Source organism: Microbacterium sp., assembly GCF_051953575.1.
Classification (GTDB): domain Bacteria; phylum Actinomycetota; class Actinomycetes; order Actinomycetales; family Microbacteriaceae; genus Microbacterium.
Genome location: NZ_JBQCIP010000276.1, coordinates 1 through 7,921 on the forward strand (window position 1 = coordinate 1; position 7,921 = coordinate 7,921).

The 7,921-nt window shown below is 70.3% G+C and carries 10 protein-coding genes; 7 read left to right on the plus strand and 3 right to left on the minus strand.

Features of this window, described 5'->3' with window-relative positions; translation table 11 throughout:
* Both ychF and ACTHNQ_RS17175 read left to right on the plus strand, forming a co-directional pair.
* Positions 1 to 917: redox-regulated ATPase YchF (gene ychF / locus ACTHNQ_RS17170; protein WP_440335166.1), on the plus strand; the 917-nt coding region annotated here is incomplete at its 5' end.
* A 56-nt stretch (positions 918 to 973) separates the two neighbouring features.
* Complete coding sequence (locus tag ACTHNQ_RS17175; RefSeq protein WP_440335167.1) at positions 974 to 1,666, plus strand: alpha/beta fold hydrolase; 693 nt, start codon at positions 974 to 976, stop codon at positions 1,664 to 1,666.
* Positions 1,667 to 1,670: 4 nt separating this feature from the next.
* On the opposite strand, the gene ACTHNQ_RS17180 is transcribed toward ACTHNQ_RS17175, so the two are convergent.
* Positions 1,671 to 3,056 (minus strand): pyridine nucleotide-disulfide oxidoreductase, encoded by a 1,386-nt coding sequence (locus ACTHNQ_RS17180; RefSeq protein ID WP_440335168.1) that lies wholly within the window; start codon positions 3,054 to 3,056, stop codon positions 1,671 to 1,673.
* 118 nt (positions 3,057 to 3,174) lie between these two features.
* On the opposite strand from ACTHNQ_RS17180, the gene ACTHNQ_RS17185 reads away from it, so the two are divergent.
* From ACTHNQ_RS17185 to ACTHNQ_RS17205, 5 genes are all read left to right on the plus strand, one after another.
* Positions 3,175 to 3,567, plus strand: coding sequence for a hypothetical protein (locus tag ACTHNQ_RS17185; protein WP_440335169.1), 393 nt, complete (start codon positions 3,175 to 3,177; stop codon positions 3,565 to 3,567).
* A gap of 73 nt (positions 3,568 to 3,640) precedes the next feature.
* A complete protein-coding gene (locus ACTHNQ_RS17190; RefSeq protein WP_440335170.1) occupies positions 3,641 to 4,156 on the plus strand; it encodes a hypothetical protein in 516 nt (171 codons plus the stop codon).
* A 104-nt stretch (positions 4,157 to 4,260) separates the two neighbouring features.
* Positions 4,261 to 4,551 (plus strand): hypothetical protein, encoded by a 291-nt coding sequence (locus ACTHNQ_RS17195; RefSeq protein WP_440335171.1) that lies wholly within the window; start codon positions 4,261 to 4,263, stop codon positions 4,549 to 4,551.
* A gap of 32 nt (positions 4,552 to 4,583) precedes the next feature.
* Positions 4,584 to 5,411 (plus strand): Fpg/Nei family DNA glycosylase, encoded by an 828-nt coding sequence (locus tag ACTHNQ_RS17200; protein ID WP_440335172.1) that lies wholly within the window; start codon positions 4,584 to 4,586, stop codon positions 5,409 to 5,411.
* Between the two features lie 38 nt (positions 5,412 to 5,449).
* Entirely contained in the window at positions 5,450 to 5,572 is a 123-nt protein-coding gene (locus tag ACTHNQ_RS17205) for a hypothetical protein (RefSeq protein ID WP_440335173.1), read from the plus strand.
* Positions 5,573 to 5,598: 26 nt separating this feature from the next.
* Here the strand turns inward: ACTHNQ_RS17205 and ACTHNQ_RS17210 are convergent, their stop codons facing one another.
* Both ACTHNQ_RS17210 and ACTHNQ_RS17215 read right to left on the minus strand, forming a co-directional pair.
* On the minus strand, positions 5,599 to 6,207 hold the full coding sequence (locus ACTHNQ_RS17210; protein WP_440335174.1) for a carboxymuconolactone decarboxylase family protein: 609 nt from the start codon (positions 6,205 to 6,207) through the stop codon (positions 5,599 to 5,601).
* A gap of 100 nt (positions 6,208 to 6,307) precedes the next feature.
* On the minus strand, positions 6,308 to 7,831 hold the full coding sequence (locus ACTHNQ_RS17215; protein ID WP_440335175.1) for an MDR family MFS transporter: 1,524 nt from the start codon (positions 7,829 to 7,831) through the stop codon (positions 6,308 to 6,310).
* Positions 7,832 to 7,921 lie beyond the last annotated feature (90 nt).

Genomic DNA, 7,921 nt, shown 5'->3' on the forward strand with positions numbered 1-7,921 from the left:
AGCTCGCCGAGATCTTCGGCTCGGAGCGGATCCTGCCGGCGGCGGTGTCGTTCGTCGACATCGCCGGCATCGTGCGCGGTGCGAGCGAGGGAGAGGGCCTCGGCAACAAGTTCCTGGCGAACATCCGCGAGGCCGACGCGATCGCCCAGGTCGTGCGCGGCTTCGCCGACGACGATGTCGTGCACGTCGACGGGGCCGTGAACCCCCAGAACGACATGGAGACCATCAACGCCGAGCTGCAGCTCGCGGACCTCGAGACGCTGGAGAAGGCGATCACGCGGTACGAGAAGGAGGTGCGCGGCAAGAAGCTCGACCCGGTCGTGCTCTCGACCGCGGTGGAGGCGCGCGACGCGCTGCAGCGGGGCGAGCTGCTGTCGGCGTCGAAGATCGACCTGACGCCCATCAAGGAGCTCGGTCTGCTCACCGCGAAGCCCTTCATCTTCGTCTTCAACGTGGACGAGGGCGTGCTGACGGATGCCGCGCGCAAGGCCGAGCTCGAGGCACTGGTCGCGCCCGCCAAGGCCGTCTTCCTCGACGCGAAGATCGAGTCGGAGCTCATCGACCTCGACCCGGAGGATGCGGCGGAGCTGCTCGCATCGACCGGCCAGGACGAGTCCGGCCTCGACCAGCTCGCTCGCATCGGCTTCGACACGCTGGGCCTGCAGACGTACCTGACGGCCGGCCCCAAGGAGGCCCGCGCCTGGACGATCGGCAAGGGCTGGAAGGCTCCGCAGGCCGCCGGCGTCATCCACACCGACTTCGAGAAGGGCTTCATCAAGGCGGAGGTCATCTCGTTCGACGACCTCGTCGAGACCGGCTCGGTCGTGGAGGCGCGCGCCAAGGGCAAGGCCCGCCTGGAGGGCAAGGATTACGTCATGCAGGACGGCGACGTCGTGGAGTTCCGCTTCAACGTCTGACCCGTCGTCGCGTCCACCGGACGCATCGATCTCACATGCCTACGAGAGGAAACACCTTGGCTGACACCCAGATCTTCGAACCCGACGGCCGCGCGATCCCCTTCGTCGACGAGGGGGCCAACAGCGGTCCCGCCGTGGTGCTGATCCCGGGACGAGGCCTGAATGTCAGCTATCTCGGCCCTCTCGCCCACGCGCTGATCGAGGAGGACTTCCGCATCGTGCGCATCGGGCCGCGGCATCCCTCCTCCGCGGCGGATGCCGTCGTGTCGATGCACGATCTCGCCCAGGACGTCGTCGACGTCATGGACCACATCGGCCTCGGGCACGCATGGGTCGGCGGGCACGCATTCGGTGGCTCGGTCGCCCGCGCCGTGTCGCTCGACCACCTCGACCGCGTGGGCGGCGTGCTGCTGCTGGGCGTCGAGGGCGCCGAGCAGACCGACGAGCTGAACGCCGACGGGTCCGAGATCCCCGAGGGCGCGCGCGACGTCGAGGTCGACGCGATGCAGCGTGCGGCTCAGGATGCCACCCCCGACCTCGAATGGTCGTCTTTGGCGCCGGCGGTGCCCGTGCTGGTCATCCAGGGCACCGAGGACACGCTCACGCCCGTGGCCAACGGCGAGGCGCTGCAGGCGTCCGCGCCGGACCGGGTGAGCGTCGTCGCCGTCGAGGGCGGCGGACACCTGTTCCCCGTCACGCACGTCGGCGCGACGTCGTGGCCGATCGAGGACTACCTCGACTGGGACTGATCCCTCACCGGCGAGGTCGGGACGCGGCGAACTCGGCCAGTCGCGACCGACCTGCGCCGATGTGCCGGCGGACGCGTGCCAGCGCATCGAGGACCGCCGGGTCGTCGGCGCGATCGTCGGGGATGCGAGCAGGGTTGAGCGTCGTCCCGTTCGCCCACGCCCGCAGGTCGGGCTCCTTCGACATCGCGAGCGATGCCTCGCCGCCGATCACCTGCATGGCGGCCCAGTCGGCCGTTGTGTCGGCGTACGGCGACGGGCGACAGATCCGGTTCTTCTCGGCATCGTCGTCCCTCGTGGCCTCCACGTAGCCCACCAGGGCGGCGCCGAAGCAGGGGAAGCCGACTCGCACCGGCTGAGGCGTGATCGCCTCGGGCGTCCAGATCGGCCGCAGCGGGGGATACTTCAGCCCCTCGGCCGCGCAGTGCACGATGAGCGCGTCTGCGGGGATGTGCACGTCGCCGCTCGCGAATCGCAGACGCCCCGGCGAGACGGCGAGCAGATGGCCGCGGCGGACCACGTCCTCGATCGTGCGCACCAGGTCGAGCTCCCATCGCGCGAGGGTGGGCGTCTTCGCCATCGTCGGGGTGATGCCGGGGTCGATGCGGAGCATGATCCCGGCGTCCTCCAGCCGGAAGAAGACGTCGTCGGGGTCGACGGCCGCCGCTGCGGCCGCCATCGTGTCGGCGCCCATGCCCAGGAAGACCGCCGGATCCGGCTGGACGACGGCGCGGTTGAGCAGCCACGGATCCCTCGGGCGCACCCATGTGATCGCGCTCGGCGGGACGCCGCTCCGAAGCAGCCACACGCATGTGTCGATCGCGGTCTTGCCCGCGCCGACCACGACGTACGCGCTGGGTGTCGTGTCGATGGCGGCGAGGCCGTTCACCGGGATGACGCGGGCGCCGTCTTCGACGGCGAACGGGGGAGGAGTCTTCGCGGGGATGTCGGGTGCGAGGTATCTCGCGTCGACGACGCGTGCGCGGGGCGCGTGGAAGCGCGCGCCGCTGAGCAGCGACCGGAAGCGGCGGTCCCCCGAGTACTCGCTGCGCCCGTGGAAGACGACCCGGCCCGTCGCGACCAGCCGGTCGAGGACCCGCGCATAGTAGGCGCACACCTCGGCGACGCCGGCACGCTCGTGGAGCCCGCGCTCGGGGCCGGAGGTCTGCACGCGGCCGCCGCCGAGAAGGGTCGACGGCACCCCGTAGAAGGCGGACGCCTGGTGCAGCTGGACGAAGCCGTAGGCGTCCAGCCAGTGTCCACCCGCGCCCACTCGCCGATCGATGAGCGCCGCCGTGACGTCGTCGGCCGTGCTCACGAGGGCGTCGAGGAACGCCATCCCCATGGCGCCGGCTCCGACGACGACGTAATCCACGTCGACGATCGTCTCCATGCGCTCATCAGAGCAGTCACCCGAGTCCGGGTCAATGGCCGGAGGGATGCGGGTGCCCGAGCGTGGATCACGATGGATGACCGCGCCTCGTGTCGGAGGTGCGTCGTACGCTCGCCTCATGGCCACCCTCGATGACCTTCGTGCTGTCGCCGCGGGGCTGCCCGGCAGCGAGGAACGCGCGACGACGGGCGGGGCGGCCTGGTTCGTGCGCAACAAGCTGTACGCGTGGGAGTGCCATCCGTGGCCGAGCATCCCCGAGGACGTGCGGGCCGTCGTGGCGTCCGAGCTCGTCGTCGGGGTGAAGATCGCCGACGCCGAGGAGGCGCTCGCCCTCCGCGAGATGGAGCCCGCGGTGTTCCTCCCTCGGACGACCGGCTGGGGCGAGCCGAAGATCGCCTTCCGCATGGCGGCGATCGCGCCGGACCACTTCGCCGAACTGGTGACCGAGGCATGGCGCGTGCAGGCGCCGAAGTACCTGCGCAACGAGTACGACGCGTCGCTCGGAGCATGATCGGCGGGGCGAGGTGGCGGACGCGGCGCCGGGTGCGGCATCCTTCAATCACGCCTATCGGGATGAGGATGCCGTGACAGACGCAGTCGTCTCAACCGCAGCGAGTCCGAGACTGCTCGCCGGCCACGCGGTGATCGCCCGGATCCGACGCGTGCTGATCGTGACCGTGATCGCGGGATTCGCCTACGGCACCTTCACCGCTGCGGGTGCGGGCGGATGCGCCGGCGGCTACGACGGGAACGGCGGCTACCTCGACGGGGCGGGGCGGGCCACCGATGCCGTGCCGACGTGCATGGAGCTCACGCTGCGGCCGAGCCCGTTCGTGTTCATCGCGATCGGGCTGATCCTGGTCCTTGCGATCGGGCGCGTGCTCAGGGCCGCGGACGAGCAGGTCGCGCTGCGCACGTTAGACCGGGCCGCTACGGGCATCGTGGCGCTCGTCGTGATCGCGATCGTCGTCTCGCACGTGTGGTTCCAGCTCGTTCCCCTCCACGACCTGACGTCGTCGGCTTCGTGGACGGTGATCAGCCCGTTCCCCTTCGGGACGATCGACGTGTCCACCGAACCGGTCCCGGGCGTCTCGGGCTGACGGCTGTGGCGCACGCGCCGAGCGGTCGGCCCCGCGACTAGGCATGCCGTGAGCCCGCAGTCAAGCCCCTCCTTCCGCAGCGCGCCGCGACGGATGGTCATGGCATGCAAGAAGACGACATCCACCAGCTCCTCCTCACGCCGCTCGCCGACCGCTGCTGGAGGCTCTGCGACCGCAGTGTGTCCGGGAGTGATGCGGGAAGCGTCGTCGCCTACGTCGAGCTGCTCGACGACGGGGCGTACGAGGCGGTGTGGGTGTCGGCCGGCATCGGCACGGCACGATTCGCCACGCTGGAGTCGCTGTTGCGCGCAGCGCTGCTGCTGCTCGAGCGGTCGGTCAGCTACGGACCCCTCAAACCCTCGCCGATCCCGCACCGCCCGCCCGCACACGCCTGAAGCGTGTCGGCCCCCGGTGGCAGGATGGGCGCATGCCTGAGTCACCCGAGGTCGACGCCCTGACACGTTTCCTCGCGGATGCCGGAGCCGGCCGCGAGATCCAGGGCGCCGATGTGCTGGAGTTCCGCGCGATCAAGACCCGCGCCGCTCCTCCCGAGAGCCTCGTGGGCCGCACGATCACCGGTGCCGCACGTCACGGCAAACACGTCGAACTGGAACTCGACGACATGAGCCTGGTCGTCTCGCTGGGCCGCCACGGCTGGATGCGCTGGCTGGATGCCGGAGCCCCGGAACCCGACGCCGATCAGCCGCCGGCACTGGTCGCATTCGAACTGTCGGGTGGCACCACCCTCCAGGCGACGGATGCAGGCAGCTGGGTCTCACTGGGGCTGTACGTCGTCGGCGACGCGCGCGAGGTGCCGGCCATCGCCAAGCTCGGCCCCGATCCAGCGGATCCGGCGTTCACGCGTGCCGACTTCGAAGCGGCGATGGGCGGTCGCCGCAAGCAGGTGAAGGCGATCCTGCAGGAGCAGGAGTCGATCGCCGGTATCGGGAACGCGTACTCCGACGAGATCCTCCACCTCGCTCGGGTGTCGCCGGTGCTCCACGCTGCAGCACTCGACGGCGATGCGGCCGAGCGCCTTTTCGATGCCACGGTGACGACCGTCCGCGGTGCGATCGACGCACAGCGCGGCATCCCGATCGACCAGCTGAAAGCCGCGAAGGTGGCCTCGATGCGCGTGCACGGCCGTGCCGGCGAGACCTGCCCCGTGTGCGGCGACACGATCCGCGACTTCGCGTTCGCGAGCACCACGGCGCAGTACTGCCCGACGTGCCAGACCGGGGGAGCGGTGCTGTGACCGGCCCCGCCTTCGGCCCCGCGGGTAGCATGGAAGGCATGAGCACCCCGCAGCAGCCGGCCACTTTCACTCTCGCGCCCGTGCCGGACGACAAGAACCTCCTCACGGTCGTCGACGCCGGCGACTCGTGCTGCGGTGGCGGCAGCTGCAGCATCGGCTGAGCGCCACACCGTCTTCACTGAGGCAGTCAGCCCCGGCTGACGTCGTGCGCCGACGACCGGTGCGGTCCCGCGTCGCGCAACGCCGCGGCCAGCGTCGGCGTGAGGCCGGGCACGTCGTCGACAGGCACGGCCAGCGCCTGCAGCGCGCGACTGAAGTAGTTGCGCGCGGCCGCGGCGAGGGTCAGGTCGACGATCTGCCGATCGGTGAACCCCAGGTCGCGGAGCCTCAGCGTGTCGGCGTCCGTCATCGCGGAGGCATCCGTCGACACCTTCTGGGCGTATTCGAAGACCGCCCGATCGGTCTCATCGAGGGCGCTGCCCGGATCGTCCTGGGCAAGAGCGGCGAGCTGATCCTCGTCGAACAGCCCCGCCCGCAGACTCCTGCGGCCATGGGCGAGCATGCAGTGCTGCGAGCCGATCGCGTGCGCGGCGCCCAGGGTCGCCAGCTCGTAGTTGCGCAGGCCGATCGACGGGACGATCGCTCGGATGAGCGTCTCGAACGCCTGATGCGCCTCCGGGTTCACCGCCATCGCGCGCGTATGCGCGTAGACGATCCCGTCTTCGCGCAGGTCGCCGGCGTACATGTCGGCGACGTGACCGGTCGCAGCGTCGAGCTCGGGTGTGGTGACGATCATGGATGCCTCCCGGCGGGATGTCTCGGGTGCATCCAGAATCACCGATGCCCCGCTCCCTGTCGAGGGCGCGGGGCATCGGTGAGATACGTGCCGAGGCGGATCAGTGCCCGCCGGGCGTGCCCTCCAGGCTGTCGGCCGGCTTGCGGATCAGGAACGCCCCGACCAGCAGCGGCAGCGACAGGATCGCCGCAGTGAGGAAGGCGGCGTGTGTACCGGCCGCGCCCGCGGTCAGGGCGTCTGCCCCCGCCTCGGTCGCACTGGAGCTCGCCGCCGCCATCACGCCGAACATGAGCGCGATGCCTGCCGCGCCCGCGACCTGCTGGACCGTGCCCAGCACGGCCGAGCCGTAGGAGTAGAACTTCGGCTGCAGCGATCCGAGCGAGGCGGTGAACAGGGGCGTGAACGACAGCGCGAGACCGATCGACAGCACCGTCTGCGCCACGGCCAGCACCCACACCGGGGTCGTCGCCGTGAAGGTGGTGTAGAACCACAGCATCGCGCTCGTGATGACGGCTCCCGGCACCAGCAGGATGCGGGTGCCCCAACGGTCGTAGACACGGCCGATGAACGGACCCGCGAGACCCATCGCGAGGGCACCCGGCAGCACCACGAGGCCGGTGGTGAGCGGATCGACGCCCAGCACGTCCTGCAGGTACAGCGGCACCACGGTGATCGCGCCGAAGAACGCCATCGACATGATCGCCATCTGCGCGATCGACAGCGAGAAGTTCGCGCTGCGGAAGACGCGCAGGTCGAGCAGCGCGTCGTCCTTGCGCTGCAGCACGACCTGGCGCCAGCCGAACAGCCCCAGCGCGACCACGCCCACGGCCAGCGACACGACGAGGGTGGTGGTGGACGCGGCGCTCGCGGCCGCGGCATCCGCCCCGCCGCCGTGTCCGCCCGCGCCGAGCTGGCTGAGGCCGAACACGAGGCCGCCGAAGCCGAGGGCCGACAGGATGACCGACAGCACGTCGATCGGGGCGTGGGTGGTCTCGCCGAGGTTGTGGATCCATCGCGCGCCGACGACGAGCGCCACGACGGCGATCGGCAGCACGACGCCGAAGATCCAGCGCCACTCGAAGTTGTTGAGCAGCGCACCGGCGAGCGTGGGGCCGATCGCGGGGGCGAGCGACATCACGATGCTGACGCGGCCCATCATGCGTCCGCGGATCGCGGGCGGCACGACCGTCATGAGCGTCGTCATGAGCAGCGGCATCATGATCGCCGTTCCCGAGGCCTGCACGACGCGTGCGACGAGCAGCATCGTGAAGCCGGGCGAGAGGAAGGCGATCAGCGTTCCGGCCGAGAACAGCCCCATCGCCGCGACGAACATCGTGCGGGTCGTGAAGCGGCGCAGCAGGAAGCCGGTGATCGGGATGACCACGGCCATGGTCAGCATGAACGCGGTCGTCAGCCATTGCGCGGCGAGCGCCGTGATGCCGAGGTCGGTGATGAGGTGCGGGATCGCCACACCCATCGTGGTCTCGTTGAGGATGGCGACGAAGGCTGCGGCGAGCAGCAGCCAGACGACGCGGCTCTCTTCGGGGCGCAGTTTGGGCGCTGCGCCGAGGTCAGTGGCAGCGGGGATGCTGCCGGTTCCGGGTGTCGTCTCGATGGCGGCCATGGGTCGTCTCCTCGCGGCTCGGATGGACAGCAATGTGCCATCCGAGGATGGCAAGCTTCCAAGGTAACCGCGGGGTCGGACATCGCATTC